Annotated in this window: 21 protein-coding genes; 12 read left to right on the forward strand and 9 right to left on the reverse strand. The window is 38.6% G+C overall.

The features are described from left to right. Positions 1–15: 15 nt before the first annotated feature. The 4 genes from ABIS04_RS10990 to ABIS04_RS11005 all read right to left on the reverse strand — a co-directional run bounded on the left by ABIS04_RS10990 (position 16) and on the right by ABIS04_RS11005 (position 3078). Positions 16–684: a dienelactone hydrolase family protein gene (locus ABIS04_RS10990; RefSeq protein ID WP_350431084.1), complete on the reverse strand. Its 669-nt coding sequence runs from the start codon at positions 682–684 to the stop codon at positions 16–18. Positions 685–875: 191 nt separating this feature from the next. Further along, the gene (locus tag ABIS04_RS10995; protein ID WP_350431085.1) at positions 876–1103 is read right to left on the reverse strand and encodes a DUF3389 domain-containing protein; all 228 of its coding nucleotides are present in this window, start codon (positions 1101–1103) and stop codon (positions 876–878) included. A gap of 104 nt (positions 1104–1207) precedes the next feature. Beyond that, complete coding sequence (locus ABIS04_RS11000; protein WP_137226871.1) at positions 1208–1690, reverse strand: peptidylprolyl isomerase; 483 nt, start codon at positions 1688–1690, stop codon at positions 1208–1210. 86 nt (positions 1691–1776) lie between these two features. After that, positions 1777–3078, reverse strand: coding sequence for a lytic murein transglycosylase (locus ABIS04_RS11005; protein ID WP_140234401.1), 1302 nt, complete (start codon positions 3076–3078; stop codon positions 1777–1779). Positions 3079–3318: 240 nt separating this feature from the next. Here ABIS04_RS11005 and ABIS04_RS11010 point away from each other — a divergent pair, with 240 nt between their 5' ends. Both ABIS04_RS11010 and ABIS04_RS11015 read left to right on the forward strand, forming a co-directional pair. Next, complete coding sequence (locus tag ABIS04_RS11010) at positions 3319–3678, forward strand: DUF2750 domain-containing protein (RefSeq protein WP_137226869.1); 360 nt, start codon at positions 3319–3321, stop codon at positions 3676–3678. Positions 3679–3747: 69 nt separating this feature from the next. After that, positions 3748–4410, forward strand: coding sequence for a hypothetical protein (locus ABIS04_RS11015; RefSeq protein WP_137226868.1), 663 nt, complete (start codon positions 3748–3750; stop codon positions 4408–4410). A gap of 14 nt (positions 4411–4424) precedes the next feature. Here ABIS04_RS11015 and ABIS04_RS11020 read toward each other — a convergent pair whose 3' ends face one another. Beyond that, complete coding sequence (locus ABIS04_RS11020; protein ID WP_137226867.1) at positions 4425–5366, reverse strand: chemotaxis protein CheV; 942 nt, start codon at positions 5364–5366, stop codon at positions 4425–4427. A 483-nt stretch (positions 5367–5849) separates the two neighbouring features. On the opposite strand from ABIS04_RS11020, the gene ABIS04_RS11025 reads away from it, so the two are divergent. From ABIS04_RS11025 to ABIS04_RS11040, 4 genes are all read left to right on the forward strand, one after another. After that, positions 5850–6440 (forward strand): LON peptidase substrate-binding domain-containing protein, encoded by a 591-nt coding sequence (locus ABIS04_RS11025; RefSeq protein ID WP_350431086.1) that lies wholly within the window; start codon positions 5850–5852, stop codon positions 6438–6440. A gap of 169 nt (positions 6441–6609) precedes the next feature. Next, the gene (locus ABIS04_RS11030) at positions 6610–7272 is read left to right on the forward strand and encodes a sigma-70 family RNA polymerase sigma factor (protein ID WP_350431087.1); all 663 of its coding nucleotides are present in this window, start codon (positions 6610–6612) and stop codon (positions 7270–7272) included. Next, the gene (locus tag ABIS04_RS11035; protein WP_350431088.1) at positions 7265–7960 is read left to right on the forward strand and encodes a ChrR family anti-sigma-E factor; all 696 of its coding nucleotides are present in this window, start codon (positions 7265–7267) and stop codon (positions 7958–7960) included. Before ABIS04_RS11030 ends, ABIS04_RS11035 begins: the two co-directional genes overlap by 8 nt. Before the next feature lie 708 nt (positions 7961–8668). Then, positions 8669–8842, forward strand: coding sequence for a hypothetical protein (locus ABIS04_RS11040; protein WP_167496011.1), 174 nt, complete (start codon positions 8669–8671; stop codon positions 8840–8842). Positions 8843–9068: 226 nt separating this feature from the next. On the opposite strand, the gene ABIS04_RS11045 is transcribed toward ABIS04_RS11040, so the two are convergent. Further along, positions 9069–10046 (reverse strand): 1-aminocyclopropane-1-carboxylate deaminase/D-cysteine desulfhydrase, encoded by a 978-nt coding sequence (locus tag ABIS04_RS11045; RefSeq protein ID WP_350431089.1) that lies wholly within the window; start codon positions 10044–10046, stop codon positions 9069–9071. A gap of 197 nt (positions 10047–10243) precedes the next feature. Between ABIS04_RS11045 and ABIS04_RS11050 the strand changes: the two genes are divergently transcribed. After that, positions 10244–10657 (forward strand): YccF domain-containing protein, encoded by a 414-nt coding sequence (locus tag ABIS04_RS11050; protein WP_137226862.1) that lies wholly within the window; start codon positions 10244–10246, stop codon positions 10655–10657. A 109-nt stretch (positions 10658–10766) separates the two neighbouring features. Here ABIS04_RS11050 and ABIS04_RS11055 read toward each other — a convergent pair whose 3' ends face one another. Together ABIS04_RS11055 and ABIS04_RS11060 are read right to left on the reverse strand one after the other, a co-directional pair. Then, positions 10767–11555, reverse strand: a complete 789-nt coding sequence (locus ABIS04_RS11055; RefSeq protein WP_350431090.1) for a TIGR00266 family protein — start codon at positions 11553–11555, stop codon at positions 10767–10769. A gap of 326 nt (positions 11556–11881) precedes the next feature. Beyond that, positions 11882–12811 (reverse strand): LysR family transcriptional regulator, encoded by a 930-nt coding sequence (locus tag ABIS04_RS11060; protein ID WP_350431091.1) that lies wholly within the window; start codon positions 12809–12811, stop codon positions 11882–11884. A gap of 218 nt (positions 12812–13029) precedes the next feature. On the opposite strand from ABIS04_RS11060, the gene ABIS04_RS11065 reads away from it, so the two are divergent. The 3 genes from ABIS04_RS11065 (at position 13030) to ABIS04_RS11075 (ending at position 16024) form a co-directional block, all read left to right on the forward strand. After that, on the forward strand, positions 13030–14190 hold the full coding sequence (locus tag ABIS04_RS11065) for a homogentisate 1,2-dioxygenase (RefSeq protein WP_350431092.1): 1161 nt from the start codon (positions 13030–13032) through the stop codon (positions 14188–14190). Positions 14191–14262: 72 nt separating this feature from the next. Further along, the gene (gene hppD, locus ABIS04_RS11070; protein WP_350431093.1) at positions 14263–15303 is read left to right on the forward strand and encodes a 4-hydroxyphenylpyruvate dioxygenase; all 1041 of its coding nucleotides are present in this window, start codon (positions 14263–14265) and stop codon (positions 15301–15303) included. A gap of 103 nt (positions 15304–15406) precedes the next feature. Further along, on the forward strand, positions 15407–16024 hold the full coding sequence (locus ABIS04_RS11075; RefSeq protein ID WP_350431094.1) for a LysE family translocator: 618 nt from the start codon (positions 15407–15409) through the stop codon (positions 16022–16024). A gap of 36 nt (positions 16025–16060) precedes the next feature. Here ABIS04_RS11075 and ABIS04_RS11080 read toward each other — a convergent pair whose 3' ends face one another. Then, positions 16061–17245 (reverse strand): GNAT family N-acetyltransferase, encoded by a 1185-nt coding sequence (locus ABIS04_RS11080; protein ID WP_350431095.1) that lies wholly within the window; start codon positions 17243–17245, stop codon positions 16061–16063. Positions 17246–17358: 113 nt separating this feature from the next. Here ABIS04_RS11080 and ggt point away from each other — a divergent pair, with 113 nt between their 5' ends. Beyond that, on the forward strand, positions 17359–19110 hold the full coding sequence (gene ggt / locus ABIS04_RS11085; RefSeq protein ID WP_350431096.1) for a gamma-glutamyltransferase: 1752 nt from the start codon (positions 17359–17361) through the stop codon (positions 19108–19110). Between the two features lie 439 nt (positions 19111–19549). Next, complete coding sequence (locus tag ABIS04_RS11090; RefSeq protein ID WP_350431097.1) at positions 19550–21166, forward strand: methyl-accepting chemotaxis protein; 1617 nt, start codon at positions 19550–19552, stop codon at positions 21164–21166. The last annotated feature ends 15 nt before the right edge of the window (positions 21167–21181 follow it).

Raw genomic sequence — 21181 nt, forward strand, 5'->3', positions numbered from 1 at the left:
GCCATTAAATTAACATCAACGTAATACTTGCTGTAACCATTGACCTATTTCGGTCAATTGATTAGGTAAAACACTGTGCGCCATCGGAAAGGTTTTCCAAATGGTACTGTAACCCGCTGCATTGAGGGCATCATTTGCCATTTTGCCTGCATATAACGGCACAACATCATCTTGCTCACCGTGATGTTGTAATATTGGCGTCGTACGATTGGCCTCTGCAAGATGCTCAGGTAATTTGTCACCACCGGGTAAATAACAAGAAAGCGCCATGATGCCTGCAAGCTGTTGATCAAAACGCAATCCAGTGACCAAACTCATGACTCCACCTTGGCTAAACCCAGCCAAAATAATTTTATTTGCAGGGATACCACTGTTTATTTGTTCAAGAATTAACTGCTGGATTGCTTTTTCTGAGGCCATAACACCTTGTAGATCTGCACGGTCATGCAAATCCATGCTTTTAATGTCATACCATGACCGCATCACAAAACCGCCATTTATTGTCACCGCTTGTTCTGGTGCGTGGGGAAATATAAAGCGAATACTATGCTGGCTATTGAGGCCTAATGCTGGCACCACAGGGGCAAAACCCGCGCCAGAATCACCTAAGCCATGTAACCAAATCACACAAGAAGTAGCAGCAAATTGTGGTTCAACCACTATTTTTTCTAACGGAGTAGACATATTCATCAATCCTATCAATACAGTAACAATATTATTGGTTATCTTACGTTAATTGATTTTTAACATCGAACTATTCACGCATTTTAACCAAACAAAAAACCTAATTTAATGGCCTTTTATTTGATTAGCACGGTTATAGCCTAAATATACTTTGTTAGGTTGGTTGGTTCATATAAAATTAATACAAACAGTTATTGTGCATGTATCCCTGTGAGATCAAGTAACGCTTCTAATTGCACCGGATTATCAAGCTTGAGGCTCCACCTTACTGTGCCAGCATCTGCAACAACCACTAAACCTTGATGAAAACAGCTAATATCATCGACTGATGCAGCAAGCACCAATTGACTATCATGAAATCGGCACTGAATCTCATGAACAGTGACAATAATTTTACCCAATGAAAAATCGATAACCATAATAACTCACTATAGAAACAAAAAATCCCAAGTATAAACTTGGGATTTACACATCAACTAAACTACGGCTCTAATTAATATTAACCGTCGTTCAATCAAACAGATTAGTGGTGATGACCGCCTGCACCATGGGCATGACCATGGGCAATTTCTTCATCAGAGGCATCACGCGCACCGACAACTTCAATATCGAATGTTAACTCACGACCCGATAGAGGATGATTAACATCTACCGTTGCCATAAATTTACCCACTTTGATGATGGTGACTTGACGTTGGCCTTCCTCAGTATTCACAACGGCTGCCATGCCAGGTTTCCATACCTTTGCGCCCACAAGATGTTTCACTGATACGCGTTGTTCAGCGTCAGCTTGACGTTCACCATAGGTGTCGGCTGCTGGAGGAGTAATGGTAAACTTGTCGCCGATTTCTTTACCATTAATAGCAGCTTCGATACCAGGCATCATGTTGTCATGACCATGCAAATATGCAATCGGCTCACGACCTTCATTTGATTCAATCACATCGCCTTTTTCATCACGTAGCGTGTAATTAAACTGCACTATCATATCGTCTTTAATGCTCATTATTGTTCCTTAACTCAAAAATTTGCCGAAGCTTAACAAAAGCCTGCTTATGCATCCACAAAAAAGTACCCATTAACTAGAGAGCATCATAGTTTGATACCTAACGCAGTAAATGTTTGTTGATCGGGGAAACCGTCTGCAATAAGCCCATTTTGCTTTTGAAAGGCTTGTAAACCTAACACTGAATTACGGCCCAAAATACCATCAGGCTTACCGACATCAAATCCTGCATTATTTAGCTTTTGTTGTAATTGCGTTACTATTTCCCGGCTTAATCTTGGTTGTTTAGGTACCGCACGAGTGAGTGCTGCACCACCGTTGATTCGGTCGGCTAAATGCCCTACTGCAATGGCATAAAATTCTGAACGATTCCAACGCATGATCACGTTAAAGTTGTCATATCCTAAGAAAGCAGGTCCGGTATGCCCAGCAGGTAAATACAATGCCGCCTGCATGTCTGGTGTAGAAAGTGGTTGCCCATTGGATTTCTTTATATCCAGCTCACGCCATTTCACTAATGGCAACGGTTGCTTACCGCCTAAATAAGCAAATGAATAATGAGCAGGCAACAGTACTTCACGCCCCCACCGTTCATCCGCTTTCCAACCTAAGTGTTGTAGAAAATTTGCTGCTGAGGTTAATGCATCCACCTCACTGTTCCATAAATCGGCAATACCATCACCATCACCATCAACGGCATATTTTCGATAGTTAGTTGGCATAAATTGAGTGTGGCCCATAGCGCCAGCCCAAGAACCAACCATTTTACTGTCAGCAAATTGGTATTGTTGTTTCAATTTTAATGCTTGTAATAGTTCTCCAGTAAAATAATCACTTCTGCGTGGGTCGCACGCCAAAGTAGCAAGTGAATTAAGTACTGGCATACTGCCTTTGTAACCACCAAAATTAGTTTCAAGCCCCCAAAAAGCAACAATATACTGACCAGGAACGCCATATTCTTTGGTTAATTGGCTTAGCAATTGATGATGTTTAGCCATTAATTTTCGGCCTTGCTCGACTCGCCAAGGGGTCACACGTTTATCAAAGTAATCCCCAAAAGTGGTGGTAAACTCTGGCTGTTGATTATCTAGCTCAATGACTCGAGGGACATATTTTAAGTTTGCTACCGTAGTATCTATAATGTGTTGTGAAATCCCTGCATCCCTGGCTTTTTGTTGTAATCGCACCACACATTGGGCAAAACTTTCTGTCGGTATTATGGGGTCGGCGATCTTGACCAAAGCAGCAGCCTTGGGTATCGGCGTTGATGTTAGAGTCGTTGTAGGGGTTGATGTCGCAGGAGCCGCCGAAGCAGCACAAGCACTCAACACCGTGCAAGATAAAATGATTGAAGCAACAAATACAGCAACACGGCTTTTTCTGGTCATGAAACAACACTTAATTAAGACAAAATGAATGATGAATATCGTGACTCATCGCCCATCAGGAAACAAGAGCTAGTAACATTAATCCCTGTTTATTTATGCTAAATACATCATTAAAAATAAAAATGCTGCTAAATTACCCAGCTAAAATCTTATTAAACAAAATTGTCATTAATTAAGCCTTTTCCTTATTCATTGAGTCCGTATAATGAAACTAATTCTCACTCATTTAAGCGATTTATCATGACTGAACAGACAGCAGCACCAACAAGCTTTATCGAAAACGTAAAACAACATCAAGTCTTATGGGGCTTACAGGATGAAACTGGTGAAGGTTGGGTTGTATGCGACTCATCTGAATTTGAAGAAACTGATGTTATGCCACTTTGGTCAAGCGAAGCAGCTGCAACAAGCCACTGCACTGATGAATGGGCTGACTATAAAGCGGTGACGATTACACTCACCGACTTTTTAGAATACTGGGTAAGTGATTTAAATGATGATGGTGTATTAATTGGCGTTGATTGGGAAGCTGATCAAGAATGCCAAGAGGTTGATCCTATCGTATTAGCCAAAGAATTAGTTGATTTCGAAAAAGAATAATCATTACTAATTTGATCTTACTACTTAAGCTGTTCAGCCATTGAACAGCTTTTTGATATTATAGTGCCTATGCCTACACTGATTGATATTCCTTTTGACAAACGCCACATATGTTGGTTTTGTAACGAACCCAGTAATCATATTTTTGATTACTATAGAATGACTCATACCCCCCATCCCTCTCTAGGTATTCCTGCTTGTAAAGAATGCCATATGTTAGCCAAAAAGAATCTGCTGACCTCTATTTGGGATTGTCGAGATGCGGTCAAAGACAATTTAATGCATCTATATCGTAAAGACTTAGCCATTGGCATTAACTGGACCAAACAAGAACTCGAAGAGTCAGAATTTGATTGTATGATTTTTGGTGGTTTCAAAAAAAGTGCTTGGATGATGTATCAAATAGCCCAAGGCAGAATCAATGCACAGGGATGGCCTCTCAGTCTTGATGGAGTATTACTCGAGGGCGAAATAGCAGGCGATGTCAGTCAATATCAAACTGGTTTTGAATTTGACGGTATTTTGTTTACTTCATTAACAAAAGCCATTAGTCACTATAGCCAAACATTGTCTTTAGACAGTGGTTTTTTACAGCGGTTGATTACCTTACTCGGCAAAGCAAAATTTGGTCATGCCGTAAAAATAGCTCGGATCAATATCGGTATTACTCCTGGGCATCAGCGACAAATTCTTGATGAGCTAATCGAAGATATGGACCAAGAAAAGCCCTAAAAACTCAGCAACGTCTAGCCAAGAATAGTACGCAAACGCTCTTGGACTACACCCACTAATAAATCAGGTTGGAATTTAGAGATAAATTTATCACAACCAACCTTTTCCACCATTGCTTGATTGAAACTTCCACTTAAAGAGGTATTGAGAGTAATATATAGCTTCGCCATTCGAGGGTCATGACGTACTTCTGATGTCAGCTTATAGCCATCCATTTCTGGCATTTCAGCATCGGTAATCATCATTAATAATTCATCTGTAACATCTCGGCCTTCATCTGCCCACGATTGTAATAATCGTAATGCTTGCAACCCATCAGATGCTTCAATAATTTCAAGTCCAAGCTGACTCAATGTGTCTCTGACTTGTTTGCGAGCAGTGGAAGAGTCATCAACGATGAGGATTTTACGACCAGGCATATAAGAGATAAGTGATTCATCAAGTACACCATCAGATATCTTCACATCATAATCAATGATTTCTGCTAACACTTTTTCAACATCAATGATAGACACTAACCGTGCTTGTCCTTCTTCTTCAATACGAGTTATCGCCGTTAAATAATTATGCCCTCCAGCCGATTTAGGTGGCGGCATAATATCGCTCCACGTCATATTAACAATATTCTCGACTTTACCGACTAGAAAACCCTGCACGCTGCGATTGTATTCGGTAATAATCAAGTTACTGTCTTCTGTTACAGGCATCGGCGAAAAGCCTATTGCTTCTCGTAAATTGATTACTGGAATTGATATGCCGCGAATATTAGCCACACCATAGATATTATGATTACTGCCTGGTAAGGAACTTAACGGCGGTAACTTAACCACTTCTTTTACCTTAAATACATTAATGGCAAACAACTGGGTTGAGTTAATGCGAAATAACAATAGTTCTAAACGATTCTCGCCCACTAACTTAGTTCTTTGATCAACCGTATCGAGTACTTTTCTCATGAATGAGTTCCACCTAAAACAAACCAGCAATATCAAAGCTGTATTGACAATAATAAAGCTGATTATACTAAAAAAATATTAATTATCAGTGTCGAACCAAGACTTATGCCACAAAAAATAAAAATATCAGCAAAATAGTCAGCAAAATAGTACTTTACATATATTTTTACACATCTGTGTATTTGTTTTGCTTTTACAAGGATAGAGACTCCAATTGGTTCAACTCTCTCATCAAAACAACACTTAAGCAGCTGATCGATAAAATACTCAACATTCCAGGTTACGATCTATACAGAAGGAAATTGCCAACAACAGCTGTCATTAATGCTGAAACTGACAACGATATGATCAGATTATCTGTTTGGGTTGTAGATCCTGAAAATCTGATTTTGGGTGTATAGACTGCAGCACAAGGTGATCGATAATCCGCTTGTGAACGTATAACACTTCAGATTATTTGATTACATTCATACAGAGGCAGTTATGCTTATCCCACTATTTCCTTTAACCATCTGCTTATTACCACAGGGATATACTCAATTACGTATTTTTGAACCTAGATACAAACGATTGGTGTCTGAATCACTCAAAAGTGATACTGGATTTGGTTTATGCATGTTGGCCGACGATAATAAAACCATTTTACCCATAGGCACACTGACTAAAATTATTGACTTTGAAACGCTTGAAGACGGTTTACTCGGTATCAGTGTTCAGGGGCAACAAGCTTTCACTATTGATCAAATCACCATAGAACCAGACGGTTTAAAGCGTGCTGACGTTAGTTTAATCGACACTTGGCCGAGCCATATCATTGAACCACAAACATCGCAGTCACAAATAGCATCAATTGAGCATAAAAAAGATAAGGTGCTTAGCAATACGTTGAAGCAAATTTTACAACAATATCCACAACACCTCGCTCATTATACTGAAGAAAACTTTAATGATATTTCTTGGGTATGCCAGCGTTGGCTTGAAATTATCCCATTGAGTTCAAAAGAAAAATACCAGTGTATAAATAGTCATGACCATCAATTAGCTAAATCATTGTTAATCGATATTATAAAATAATACTCAGCAGTGATCCGAACACAAGAATGTCACGTATAAACTAACCAATCGAACTTGTTTTAACTATTTTTTAAAAGAATTTAGATCAGGTTTTAGCAGAGATTAGCCACGGCATAAATGACAAAATTACTTATGCTCAATGACTTATTTATTGAATGCGAGTGAAATAATGGAAAATGTTCAATTACAAAGCGCACAAAATCGTTATGATAAGGGTCATCTTGCACAAAGATCCCTAATTAAACGAAACGGTGCTATGAAATCAAAAGAACCTAATCCAATGGCAGATGAACTTGCAGCATTAATGATGCAAGTGGCTAACCATCGATGCAAAACATCTTTTGCAAAACTTTTTTCGCATTTTGGCCCCAAAATTAATTCTTTTGGCGTTCAGCGCCTAAGCCAGCAAGGTTTAGCCGTAGATTTAGTTCAAGAGACGATGACACGAGTTTGGACCAGAGCACACCTTTACAATGCCGATAAAGCCGCGGTAAGTACTTGGGTCTTTACCATTATGCGTAATCAATGTTTTGACATGCTTCGTAAAGTACAACATAACCGCGAAGATTCATTTGGTGATGATATTTGGCCATTATTTGAGTCTGATGAAGCTGAAAACAAAGATGATGATTTCTTACTATCCTCGACATTATTGCAGCACGTAAAAGAATTACCACCACTACAACGCCAAGTAGTACAAGGTATTTACATGCAAGAACTCACGCAACAAGAATTAGCAGACAAACTTGATATTCCTATTGGCACGGTTAAGTCTCGACTTAGACTAGGTTTGGAAAAATTAAAAAGCTTTATGGAGAAACACTATGATTAATTACCACCCAGATCAGCATCTGCTGTCTCTCCATGCAAAAGGTGAATTGCCGTTATCAATGTCGATTGCGATTTCTGCCCACGCCGAATTTTGCTCACATTGCCAACAACAACTTGATCAGATGACCATTGCAATGTCTGTACAACAATTTGACTCGGTCATAATGCCTGAATCAGACAACATTAATGATCTCCAATTAGATGCATTACTTAATCAATTATTGAGTTCAACCCTAGATACGTTAGACATTGAGCAACCTAATACAGATAAACATAGTGAAGAAAAAAGTAAAGATAACAGTGTTAATATCAAAGGTCAGCATTACCCGCTACCTCGGGTATTTCGCAAACAAATTAATGCATCGTGGCAAGGTATTGGCAAAGTCAGTCGTTTAAGACTCGATACAGGAGAACCACAAGCAAGAGCAAGCTTGTTACACATAGCTGCCAATGGTGAAATTCCTGAACATACCCACAAAGGGGCTGAACTCACCTTGCTACTCGCTGGAGAATTCAGTGATTGTTATAACACTTATAAACCTGGTGATTTCATGTTGCTTGATAAAGAGCATCAACATTCACCTAAAACACTTGAAGGGTGTTTGTGTTACACCATAGTGGATGCGCCTTTATACTTCACTAAAGGATTCAGTAAGTTACTCAATCCAATTGGCGATTTACTGTATTAGCCATTAGCTTAATTAACGTAATAAATTGCAGTTAAGTATTGACGAATTAGAACTGGTTGATCAATTGAGTCGATAGCATAGCTTACCGCGTTAACCCATGACCTTTGAACACGGATGATGAGGACTTCATCATCCGTGTTAATTTTTTACTATGTATGTGCATAAATAGCATCCCGATTGACTGTATTTATTAGTGATATGAATCACACCGAGACATATTTTAAGGTAAAACAGTATTTATTTGCTTAAAATTTGAAAAAGACTATTGCCATATGCAAACACTCAGTATATTATCCACACAGATTTAGTTTTCTTGTTAATTTTGGTTACCTACCTGTAAGTCTGCTCAACTTCACTTCGTAAATAAACCCAAGACAAGCTTCTGTACATCGTTTTTGATTTTCAATTAATTATGTTGGTGATTTAAGTTATACCCACGTAATCTTGCTGTCATAAAACTATGTTCAACTTACAAAATTAAGTGCTCAGTGTGTATCAAGTATCTTAAGGTTATGAAGTAACATCAATGTTGCTAACATAAAATAAACCTTAATCAACTATTTACATCACAACACTTGATTAGTGAGTAAAAGATAGGTTAAGTTAAATCTCGAAACATTAATCTTTTGCAACACTAAAAAATGCCAAGGATATTTTATTGAACAATTTTCTCACCAAATGGTGAATATACAAGAAGGAGTGTGACCAATGTCATACAACATGAATGGACACGATATTTCAGTTAACTTTCCAGTTAATTCTATTTCGTCAAATAAAAACTCAATTGCTTTTACCGACAGCCTTGGTAAAAACAAAAAAACATTTTCAAAGCGCATTGAAGCAATCAACTTCATGAAATGGTTAATCTCTGCCAATAAGTAAGATCCCTAACGCTTTGCGTTAATCATTTACTCTGTTATTTAATAAACTCATTTCTCGGTATTCTCCTCTCAATTACCGGATGTTTATTAAAACAGAGTAAAATGAATTTACTCATCAACATAATCTTAAATAATTCCTCAGTATTAACTCTCAAATAAAACCTCAAAACACCTTAAACACAAATTTATCAACCACTTAAAAGTAGTGTACCTTTCCAACATTCATTCTAAGTTTGTACTATCCGAGAAAACTTTCGTTGGTATCTAGGTAACATTGTTTTATTTCCTAACACCCCACCCTGATGTATATATAAAATTTCTGTTGTGCTGTTAGCATTCTCATTTAAATAATGTTGTAACACTAAAAATCCAACGGGATCGTACAATAATTCAAATTCAATTCCTGACTGACATACTTTTTCCCACATATCAAAACAACGTCGTGATAATTTTCCAAAATGATATTTATGACCATCATTAATAATTTTTGGATAATATATTTCGTCAACTAACACTGAGAATTGTTGACGTAAATATTCATCACCCCCGACAGTACTGCAAGTTATGACCTCTATAGTAAATACATCCACTATTGATAATTGAGCGAGCTGTTGAATTAATTGCTTATTTAAATATGCTGCAGTAGTCCCCGTACCAGACGGTAAAAATACCATTAGCTTATTTTTCTGTTGTTCTTGTGCCCATTGAATTATTTCAGCAGCCAGTTGCTCGATCCCAGTTTCGGCGTACTGACAACGTCCACCTTCTGGAATATACAATAAATGCTTTTTATCAGCGTAGATGGGATCTGATGACACAATATATTGCATCGCATCGTTTAAATGCATACCAGTAAGATTTTCTGCATAAGCCAAATTGCCGATATCAACAATATTAGCGCCATTTTGTACCGCGGCAGCATAATTACCCTGCGGATTTTGCAATAAAAAGTCGCTAATATGACTGACATAATAATCAAATGTCCAACCTTGCTGCCTAGCAAGCACTGACATTGAATATAATGAGTTAGCCTGTGTAGATCCCGACGCAACTAGCTTAGTAATATGCGAATAGTCATGATGTAAAAAATGATAAAACTTACGTGCTTTATTACCACTAAAATCAGGATGTAATAAATCATCTCGCTTAATGTAGATGTTGCGTCCCGCAAAGTTCATCGCTTGTACTGGGCTTATCGAAAACATGAATTGTCTCAATCAACTGTAATATGAGCATTTTAACTAAAAAATGATAAATCTCATCGATTCATTTGTATTAATGATAACTACCAAAGAAAATCAAGTAGGTAAAACCATACTTTAATCTACAAAATCAATGCTTTAAAAACATGGCATGGATATCGCTATATATTAATCAATATTGACTACTGATAGGAATGAAAATGTCACTTTTACGCTTAATCTTTAATATTGCTTGGTTTTTAATGGGTGGATTTGTTATGGGCCTCGCTTGGTGGTTTGTAGGAGCATTATGCTTTATTAGTATCATAGGCATCCCATTTGGTCGTGCATGTTTTGTTATTGGCGAACTGGCTTTCTGGCCATTCGGACAAGAAACGGTTAACCGTAAACACGTTTCTGGCGAAGAAGACATTGGCACGGGTACATTGGGATTAGTGGGTAACATTGTGTGGTTTTTATTCTTTGGGATCTGGTTGGCCATAGGTCACTTAGTGCATGCATTGGCTTGTTTTATCACCATTATTGGTATTCCTTTTGCAATACAACACATGAAACTGGCCTTATTAAGTTTAACCCCTATTGGTCAAACCGTTATTGCCAAACCGACCTATTAATAATAGCGCTAATCTTATTATGTAAATCTTATAAAAAAGCCGACAACTTTATGTTGTCGGCTTTTTATTAAAAACTAATTATTAATGCCTTCGTTTTGGCAACATAAAGTTAGTTAATCATTCTGCCTATACCACCAAGGACAGAACCTTCACCTTGATCTTTACCACCACTAGAAGGTGCATGAGCAATAATTCTGTCAGCCATTCGAGAAAACGGTAAGCTTTGTAACCACACAGTACCATGGCCTTGTAAGGTCGCAAGAAACAAACCTTCGCCGCCAAATACCATTGATTTTAATGAACCGGCTCGTTGAATGTCATAATCTATTCCCGGGGTAAAACCCACTAAGCAACCAGTGTCGACCCGCAATGTTTCACCCCGAAGCTCTTTTTTAATTAAAGTGCCGCCTGCATGGACAAACGCCATACCGTCACCTTTTAAGCTTTGCAAAATAAAACCTTCACCACCAAAAAAACCAGTGCCTAAGCGTTTATTAAACTTCATGCTCACTTGTGTACCTAAGGCTGCCGCTAAAAAGCTGTCTTTTTGGCAAATAAGTTCGCCTTGGTGCTCGGACAAGTCAATCGCCAAAATGGTGCCAGGAAATGGTGCGGCAAATGCCACTTTGCGTTTACCTTGACCTTCATTACTAAAGTGAGTCATAAAAATGCCTTCACCCGAAATAGCCCGTTTACCGGCGCCAAGTAACTTGCCAAAAAAACCAGATTCAGGCTCAGATCCATCACCCATTTTGGCTTCAAAACAAATATCTTCTTCGATATAAGTCATCGCACCCGCTTCTGCAATCACCGACTCATTGGGGTCGAGTTCCACTTCCACCAGTTGCATACTTGAACCAATGATCTCGTAATCGACTTCGTGACATTTTTTGGTCATCTTTTGCTCCTTCAAATAAATAGAATAATGATGCTAGGGCCTGTTTTCTTTTCTACTGCGTTATCGGCTTCTAATGTAGGATAACGTCACGACCAAGCCTATGCCTTGTTGCTCATGTTTAAGTAATGCACAACTATTCGCTGCAAAAAAACCTAGAAAGATCAACAAGCCCTAGTAACGGCAACAACCAATTGGTGTAAATACCAATGGAGTTGTTGTTTTCGATATAATGGTAGCTTTAGGTTAACAAGATGTTGATGCTTTGAACATGTTAACTTTGTGAGACATTATTTGTTTCTAGCCGTATCAATAATTTACAGGCAATGTTAACCCAATCCAGCACCACTTAATCCTGATTGTTGTTGCTGTTGATATTGTGCAAACTCTTCTAAAATTAGTTTGGTAAACAACTGCCCAGCTCGCCCCAGCGGACGTTCATGTGTGGACACTAATTGCGGTGTAAAACTAAACCGATTACCACCAATAAAATCGACTTCAATCAGTTGCCCTTGATGTAATTCTTCAGCAATTAAAAAATTAGGCATCCAGCCAAATCCTAAGCCTTTTAACAATGCATTTTTCTTCATAATAAAACCAGACAAGTAAAAGACTTTATCACCACCAAACTGCATTTCATCACGGTCGCGTTTACCTGGGGATGAGTCTTCAATGGTTAACTCAACATGTTGTTGTAACTCAGGCAAACTAATGGCCTTTAACAGACTTAATGGATGTTGTGATGATGCCACCAACACACTGGTAATCGTTGGCAGTGCTTTAGGATAATAAGACGGTCCCGTTCGGTAATCTTTAACTAACATTAAATCCGCTTGATCACGCTCAAAACGGTGTTGCACCCCGCCTAAAAACTCCATATTGAGTTGGATTTTGGTAGGGATATTATGCTCTGACATCCGTTTAAGCGCCGCCATAATCGGTTCCATTGGTAAAGCGCCGTCGATCACCAGTTCAAGTTTGGGCTCCCAACCCTCACTAAAGCGGCTAGCAAGATGTTCAATATTGGCTAAATGTTGCAGTAAGCGCTGCCCTTCAGCCAATATCACCTTACCTTCCGGTGTTAACTCGGCGCGATAATGCTCTCTATTAAATAAAGTAACACCTAAATGTTGCTCCAGTTTTTTAACCTGATAACTCACCGCCGATTGTGCCTTGTGTAATCGCTCTGAAGCTTTTGAAAAACTTCCTTCCTCAACAAGTACTTGCAATACATTAAAGGTATCTATATCTATCCGCATAGAATTTCCACTGTCTCATTATCAATACACAACCGTAAAGTTAACACAACCATCTAAAAAATTGATTAAGTTGAGTTATTTATTATTCTTTTTTTTGTTGATCTTTACCACTAAATTGATAGTTAGATCACATATTGGTTACCTAATGCGATTAGGCCATAACAATAAATAACATAAACGCCACGACATTCGCAGTCGATTCACCATAGGACAATCACATGCCATTCTATGTTAAGCAAGGTCAAATCCCGACCAAACGCCACATTGCCTTCGAAAAAGGCAATGGCGAGTTGTACCGTGAAGAATTATTTTCAACCCATGGTTTTTCCAATATTTATTCCAATAAATATCATCACAATATGCCAACCAAAGCGATAGACGTTCAACCTTACTCGTTATCTCATGGTGAGCAATGGCAAGACTCTTTAATTCAAAATTACAAATTAGACTCTCGCCAAGCCGACTGCCAAGGCAACTTTTTTAGCGCCCGAAATAAAATATTTTTCAATAATGATGTCGCCATGTACACGGCTAAGGTGACAGAAGACACCAATGAATTTTATCGAAATGCCTATGCTGACGAAGTGGTGTTTATTCACGAGGGTGAAGGCCAATTATTGAGTGAATACGGCGTCATTGATACCAATAAATGGGATTACTTAATTATTCCACGCGGGACCACGTACCAACTTAAATTTAACGATTATCAAAATGTACGCTTGTTTGTTATTGAATCATCTTCAATGGTCGAAGTGCCAAAGCATTTCAGAAACGAATACGGCCAAATGCTTGAATCTGCACCTTACTGTGAACGAGACATTCGTACGCCAACCTTGGCTGATGCCGTGGTTGAAAAAGGTGAGTTTCCGTTAATGTGTAAATTTGGTGACCGCTATCAAAAAATGACACTGCAATGGCATCCATTTGACCTAGTTGGCTGGGATGGTTGCGTCTATCCTTGGGCATTTAATATCAGTGAATATGCGCCAAAAGTTGGCAAAATTCATTTACCACCGTCCGAGCATTTAGTGTTTACTGCACACAATTTTGTCATTTGTAACTTTGTTCCACGCCCATACGATTTTCATCCTAAATCGATTCCAGCACCTTATTACCACAACAACATAGACAGCGATGAAGTCTTATATTACGTCGACGGTGACTTTATGAGCCGCACAGGTATTGAAGCTGGCTACATGACATTGCATCAAAAAGGTGTGCCGCATGGTCCACAACCTGGGCGCACAGAAGCCTCTATAGGTAAAACAGAAACCTACGAATATGCGGTGATGGTAGATACCTTCAACCCACTTAACTTAACGTCTCATGTAAAAAATTGCATGAGTGATGATTACAACCGCTCTTGGTTAGAAAACTAAGACCACATAATTTAACTAACCCAAGTCACCTAAGAGTGATGGCGTGTTGACATAAAAATAAAGGAAAACAAAATGGCTAGCGAACTCAATCCACTTGGACTTTTAGGTATCGAATTCACCGAATTTGCCAGTCCAGATACGGAATACATGCATCAAGTCTTTATTGATTTTGGTTTTTCGATGTTAAAAAAAGCCAAAAATAATGACATTGTTTACTACCAACAAAACGATATCAATTTTTTACTTAATAAAGGCCGGGCAGGCTTTTCTGCTGAATTTGCTAAATCTCATGGTCCAGCCATTTGCTCGATGGGCTGGCGAGTAGAAGATGCACAGTTTGCATTTTCAGAAGCGGTAGCCCGCGGTGCAAAACCCGCCGACGATGCCAATAAAGACATGCCCTACCCAGCTATTTACGGTATCGGCGATAGCTTAATTTATTTTATTGACATTTTTGGTGAACAAAACAATATCTATCAAATTGACTTTGTTGATTTGGAGCTGCCTATCGTAACGCCAGAGAAAGGCTTTATGGAAGTCGACCATTTAACCAATAATGTCTACAAAGGCACTATGGAAAAATGGGCTAACTTTTATAAAGACATTTTTGGTTTTACCGAAGTGCGTTATTTCGATATCAGCGGAGCTCAAACTGCATTGGTATCTTATGCACTACGTTCACCGGATGGCAGCTTCTGTATCCCCATTAATGAAGGTAAAGGCAATGACAAAAATCAGATTGATGAATACTTAGGCGAATACAATGGCCCTGGCGTTCAACATCTCGCATTTAGAAGTCGTGATATTGTGGCCTCACTCGATGCAATGGAAGGTACGTCAATCAAAACTCTGGATATTATTCCAGAATATTACGACACCATTTTCGAGAAGTTGCCACAGGTGAGCGAAGATCACGACCGTATCAAACATCACCAGATATTGGTTGATGGTGATGAAGATGGATATTTATTGCAAATTTTCACCAAAAACCTTTTTGGTCCAATCTTCATTGAAATCATTCAACGTAAAAACAACCTTGGCTTTGGCGAAGGTAACTTTACTGCGTTATTTGAATCGATTGAACGCGACCAAATGAAACGCGGCGTGCTGTAATTTTATAGACACGAAGTGATACATAAAAACCAGCAAAATGCTGGTTTTTATCATTTTAGGCCTTTACACTCTGCCATCTACATTCTAATCAAAGACCTTTCCAATGCCAGATTACGCCGTTCTCGCCGTGTTTATTCCAACGTTCTTTTTTGTGTCTATCACCCCCGGTATGTGCATGACATTAGCCATGACCCTAGGCATGAGCATTGGTGTCCGTAGAACATTGTGGATGATGTTAGGCGAATTAGTTGGCGTGGCCTTGGTCGCTATTGCAGCAGTACTTGGGGTTGCCAGCATTATGCTAAATTACCCACAGGTTTTTGATATTCTTAAATGGGTGGGTGGCGCATACCTTGGTTACATTGGCATTAATATGTGGCGCGCAAAAGGCAAAATGGCCATCATTACTGGCCTTGAAGTAAAAACCAGTCGCATGAGTTTAATCAGCCAAGGATTTATTACCGCGATTGCCAACCCTAAAGGGTGGGCTTTTATGATTTCGTTATTACCGCCATTTATAAATGTCGATAATGCCGTCGGGCCACAACTCGCCGTTTTGCTTGGTATAATAATGGTCACCGAAAGTGTGTCTATGCTGGCTTATGCTAGCGGCGGTAAAAGCTTACGGTTATTTTTAAGCCGTGGCGATAATATCCGCTGGATGAATCGTATTGCCGGAAGCTTGATGATTTTGGTTGGTATTTGGTTAGCACTAAGCTAACCCCTAAAGAGCAATGGATGTGTAAATTGCTCCATATTATGTTTTTGTATTATCAATTGACTTATACGGTAGTTGTTCACACATTTGTTGCATATAAATGTCGATATGAGATTGTTCTTGTTTACAAAAATCACCGATAGCATCATTAAAGCCTTCATGGGCAATAAAATGACTTGAGGTAGTTTTAACCGGGCGAAATCCTCGCGCTACTTTATGTTCGCCTTGTGCACCAGCATCAAAAACGCTTAATTGATTAGCGATAGCGAACTCAATGCCTTGGTAATAACATGCTTCAAAATGGACATGGTCACATTCAGTTAACGCTCCCCAATAGCGACCATATAAATGTGTGTCTGAAACAAAATATAATGCTGATGCCACTAATTGTGCGTCACTATTTTCAATCAATAATAGTCGTATCATTGAGCCCATAGTTGCTGCAATTTGCTCAAAGAATGCTGCCGACAAATACCCTTTATGACCAGACCGCTTTAAATAAGTATTTTGATAACACCGCACAAAATTCTGCCACTGCTCTGCACTTGCCTTATCGCCATCAATAAATCGAAATTGTAGTTGTTGCCTTGCAGAAATTCGCTCTTTAGTAATATTTTTACGTTTACGTGACGTTAATGTACTCAGAAAGTCATTAAAATCGGCATAATTTTGATTATGCCAATGAAACTGACAACCAACACGCTCCATTGCCCCAACTTGTGCAAACTGTCGATGTTGCTCGGTATTGGTAAATAAACAATGCCAAGATGACCAACCCTGTTTTACGACAGTTTGTGATAGATAGGTTTTAATACCGTCAATCAAGGATTGCTGATCGTGTTTTGGTAATCTTGGGTCAATGCCAATACGCCGCCCAGAAGTGGGAGTGAAAGGTACACTACTCACAAGCTTGGGGTAATAGCCTATATTATGGCGTTCATATGCTTCAGCCCAAGCCCAATCAAAAACATATTCACCCCAAGAATGGCTTTTAAGGTAAAGCGGCATTAATGCAATAATATTATCGCCATCCAACACCATAAGGTGCATCGGTGTCCAGCCCGTTTCAGCACAAACACAGCGACTCATTTCAAGAGCGGATAAATATTCATGGCGCGTAAAAGGATGAGATGACCCGAAAAAGGTATTCCATACTAAAGAATCTATATTGCTAATACTATTAACAAATTTATATTGATAAACTCGCGTTTGTGTTTGTTCCACCCACACCTACCCTATAATAATTAACACTCAAGCGTTAAAACTCATACCAATTTTTGCTATCCTGTGGCATGTTCTATCACAGTATATTTTTACATTCACGCCAAGGATTAATCGTGACACGATTCCCTAAATTAACACCACTTTTTTTAAGTACGGCACTAACACTAACACTTTGCTACCCGGCCGTTTATATTGCTGACAGCCAAGCAAATGAAACGTCTATTTTTAGTGATATGGCAACTGCTCAGCCAATTTATGCTAAGCATGGCATGGTTTCAAGCCAAGAAGCATTAGCCAGTCAAATTGGCGTAGATATTTTAAAACAAGGTGGTAACGCAGTCGATGCAGCCGTAGCGGTAGCATACGCACTAGCAGTAACCTTACCTCGCGCGGGTAATATTGGCGGAGGTGGTTTTATGCTAGTGCATTTAGCCGAGCAAAATAAAACCATTGCTATCGATTACCGTGAAACGGCACCAGCAAAAGCGCACAAAGATATCTTCCTTGATGAACAAGGCAATGCCGTAGAGAAACTGAGCCGTGAACATGGTTTAGCCGTCGGCGTTCCGGGTACCGTCATGGGAATGGAGCTTGCGTTAACACAATATGGCACCATGAGCATGAAACAAGTTATCGCCCCTGCGATGACATTAGCTAAAAATGGTATTTCGGTCACCTCAGACTTGTCAAATTCGCTGAGTGGCCTTAAGTCACGCATTACCCAATGGCCTAGTTCTGCAGAGGTTTTCTATCATGCCGATGGGAGCGACTATCAAGTTAATGAAATCCTTAAACAGCCAGAATTGGCCCATTCATTATCGTTAATTGCCCAGAAAGGCAGTAAAGGGTTTTATCAAGGTGAAACGGCTGAAAAAATAGTGACTACAGTTAACAATGCCGGCGGCATAATGAGTTTAACAGACTTAGCTAACTATAAAGTGGTTGAGCGCGAACCGGTACGGGGTAATTATCGAGGCTATGAAGTAGTATCTATGCCGCCGCCATCTTCAGGTGGTATTCATATTATTGAAATGCTCAATGTGCTCGAGCAATTTCCCATTGATAAATTAGGCCACAATACCGCAAACACTTTACATCTTATGGCCGAGACGATGAAATATGCTTATGCTGATCGTAGTGAGTATTTAGGCGACCCAGACTTTGTAACCGTGCCAGTTAAACAATTGATCAGCAAAAAATATGCTCAAGATATTGCCAGTAAAATATCACTTAATAAAACGACCCCCAGTAGTGAAATTAAACCTGGAAATCTCGCGCCATATGAGAGCGATCAAACCACCCACTTTTCGGTTATTGATAAATGGGGCAATGCGGTAGCTAATACTTATACTCTTAATTTTAGTTATGGTTCTGGCTTAGTTGCTAAAGGCACGGGCATTTTATTAAACAATGAAATGGATGACTTTTCAGCTAAACCCGGCACACCCAATGGTTATGGCTTAATTGGTGGTGACGCTAATGCTGTAGAAGGCAATAAGCGTCCTCTCAGTTCAATGAGTCCGACTATGGTGATGAAAGATGGCAAACCCTATATTGTCACTGGTAGTCCGGGTGGTTCGCGAATTATTACAATTACCTTGCAAATGATTATGAACGTTATTGATCATAACTTTAATATTGCTGAAGCAACAGCCGCTGCGCGTATGCATCATCAATGGTTACCCGATTTTATCTGGGTAGAACACACATTGAATCAAGATACTATTTCATTACTTGAAGCAAAAGGGCATAAAATTAAAATCCAAAACTCTATTGGTAGTACTCAATCAATAATGATGACAGAACAAGGTCTTTTTGGTGCATCAGATCCAAGACGTTCAGGTTCTGCTGCTATCGGCTACTAACTTCGTAAACGGCCAATTATAGAATGATAACGATTTTTATTTATCTAAAGTCGTTATCATTACTGTTTATAATTCATACAATTTAATTATTATTTTTCCGATATCGATATCTAAGATCAATTTTTTATAATAAGAATTATTTTGTATAAACCTTGTGAGTAACAATACCAAATAAACGTTCAAGATTATCAATCGGAATTTAAAAGTAAATAATCGATTTATAATAAACTGCAAATCAACAGGTTGCATGCAAAAAATCTAACAAGACAAATAATAGTTTTTTGTTTAAAACGTAGTGTTAGTTTTTTAAATATTTACTGTCAGAATAATTACCTCTTTGATTAAGTTAATTCACTATTAAGTAATAATTAATAATTTTATGTAATTATTGAAGCTGTTATTATAATCAATATTCAACACTTAAATAAATAAAGGACCCATGCAACTAATTAATTTTAAAATCAGGCATAGAATTGCCCTACTAACACTTGTCGCTATTGTGTCATTTATTATTTCATTAATAATCAACCATCAAACAGGGGAAGATAATGCACAACGATTAAATGGACTTCAAACTCAGTTATATCCAGCCCTTAATTTCGCGACCATAAACCAAGGATTATTACTGCAATTAGATCAGACAATTCAGTCAGCAATAACCACTGGTGAAGAAGACAGTTTAGATGTTGCGAAAACGATGGTTAAACAAATTACCGATAACTTAAATCAGCTAGCAACATTATTGCCAACCGAAGCCAATAACACCCAGCAATGGATACGAGACATTGCGCTTTATTATGACAATGCCAGAAGCGTAGCTGCTGAGTTTATTAAAGATGATGTCGATTTCAGTAAAATACAAGCTCAAGCTGCAGAAAATGCTAAACGCTACCAAACCTTAGTAAAACAATTTGCACAAAAGAAACAAGAATTAGCTAAGCAGTTTGAACAACAAATACAAACCACTATTGCCAGTACTGAACAAGCTGAAAACATTGTCATGCTTATTGGTATTGTAGCTACGGTTGTGATGATTGCAGTAGGTCTTTTAGTCAATAGATCTATTATTAGTACTATTGACAATGTGACCCAGTCATTACGAAATATTTCTGAAGGCGAAGGAGACTTACGGTCACGTATTCAATACCAAGGTAAAGATGAAATAGCTGACCTTGTTTATTGGTTTAATCAATTTATTACTAAACTTCAATCTTCCTTTGCCGATACTAAGCATACAACAGATCATTTAAATGAAGTAGCCAGTGCATTACTTAACGGCAGTCAACAAAGTGAAGTCAATGTGACTCAGCAAAATGCTGCTATCGAACAGATTTCTCATGCTATGAAAGAAATGTTTGTCAGTGTTACACATATAGCTGAATACGCATCGAGTGCTTCATTAGAAGCAGAGAATGCCAACACAGAAGCAAAAAATGGATTTGTCATCGTTAATGATGCTGTAAATATCATCAAAGAGTTGGCTGATGAAGTGCAAACAACAGCAGTTGTGGTGAACCAATTAGATGCTTTTACCCATAAGGTAAACGATATTTTGGGGAGCATAAGTAGCATTGCAGACCAAACGAATTTATTGGCTTTAAATGCCGCAATTGAAGCAGCTAGAGCGGGTGAGCATGGTCGTGGATTTGCAGTAGTTGCCGATGAAGTAAGAACACTAGCTTCTCGCACACAAACATCAACACAAGAAATACAAAAAGTACTTAAAGAGTTAACTACAACCTCAAAGCAAGCTGTTGATGCTATGCAACGAGGTATTAAAACGGCAGATAAAGGTGTTCAATCAACCTCAATGGCAGGTGATGCTCTTACAAGTATTACACATAAAGTCAGTGCAATATCTGAAGTAAATGACCAAATTGCCACTGCTACTGAAGAGCAACACAATACTTCTGTTTTGATCCAGCAATATGTGAGCGAAATGGAAAGTGGCGCACAAAAAGTCAGGGCGACAACCGCTGATATGGGAGGTATTAGTGTTGATATCCAAAGTATTAGTGAAAAACTACAATCAATTACAAATCAATTTAAGGTTTAAGATTGATTGTAAATG

Origin of the sequence: Shewanella sp. H8 (genome assembly GCF_040285065.1) — a bacterium.
GTDB classification, from domain to species: Bacteria; Pseudomonadota; Gammaproteobacteria; order Enterobacterales; family Shewanellaceae; genus Shewanella; species Shewanella polaris.